At 68.8% G+C, this 1,009-nt stretch carries 1 protein-coding gene; it reads right to left on the bottom strand.

Annotated elements, in window-relative coordinates; translation table 11 throughout:
* Positions 1–95 precede the first annotated feature (95 nt).
* Positions 96–974 (bottom strand): F510_1955 family glycosylhydrolase, encoded by an 879-nt coding sequence (locus K789_RS0111895; protein WP_024366956.1) that lies wholly within the window; start codon positions 972–974, stop codon positions 96–98.
* Positions 975–1,009 lie beyond the last annotated feature (35 nt).

Here is a 1,009-nt window from a genome sequence, read left to right as displayed (position 1 = left end):
CCCGCCGCGGCCGGTCAGGCGCGGTTCAGAGCGCGATGGCGGTGGAAACGATGGATCCCCCCATCAGGACCATGAACGGGCCACGCATCGCGCGGTCAGGAGGCGTCTGCGGGCCGGAACGTGACTCCGCCGTCGGTGGAGACAACGAGCCCACTGGCCGTGGCGGCCCAGATGGTGGGGTTTGTCTCCACGCCCTTAACTGCTGCCACGGCCTGGACCGTGTCCTGGATTTTGCCCTTTCGGGTCCAGGTCGCGCCGGCATCCGCCGAGGTGTGGACTGTCCCGTCGGGTTCGATTCCGGCCGCTTCGGCGGGGCTGGCGAAAGCGGCGAACTGGACCACTGGTCCGGAGTCCACGGTGGTCCAGGTCCTGCCGCCGTCCGTTGAGCGGTGGATCCCTTGTGGGGTGGTTGCCAGGACAGTGTCGCTGGTGGGGTTCCCGGCAAGGGCGGCCGGGACGAAATCCGCGGCCTCCGTGGTCCAGGTTTTCCCGTCCGGGCTGGTGCGCAGTGCGCCGTCGAAGCCGACGATTCCGGATTTGGTCGCGGTGAGTGCGTGGAAGTCGGATTCGCCCTGACGGGAGAGCGTTTCCCAGGTTTTGCCGGCGTCGGTGGATCTGATCAGCCCGAGCGGGTTGGCCAGGTCGGAGCCCTCTCCGGGGTGTCCGGAGGCGTAGAGGACGCCGTGGTCGGTGCCGCCGGTGAAACCCATCAGGTCGTTGGTGGGGCCGATTTTGGCGGCGGGCTGTTTCGTGATGTCGAACAGGCCATCGTGAGTGGCCAGGAGCACCTGGCCGGTTGTGCTGATGCTCAGCCCGTGAACGTGGGCGTCCGGCATGGCGCTTCCGCTGTTTCCTGCGGGGGAGGAGCTGGCCGGGACGGCGGACGGGCTGCATGCTGACAGGGTAAGGAGGAGGCCGGCGCCGGCGGCCAGAACAGCTGTGGCGCGGACCCGGGGACGGGTGGGGTTGGGCATGGGGGCTCCAGGGATTCAGGTGGGCTATGGCAGGG

It is taken from the genome of Arthrobacter sp. TB 26, from assembly GCF_000427315.1.
Classification (GTDB): Bacteria; Actinomycetota; Actinomycetes; order Actinomycetales; family Micrococcaceae; genus Arthrobacter.
The sequence above is the reverse complement of the archived record's forward strand: the minus strand, read 5'-3'. Positions and strand labels throughout refer to the sequence as shown.

Bases quoted from the DNA above. Each gene is read 5' to 3' on its own strand.
- K789_RS0111895 (WP_024366956.1), bottom strand. From the start codon at position 974: ATGCCCAACCCCACCCGTCCCCGGGTCCGCGCCACAGCTGTTCTGGCC.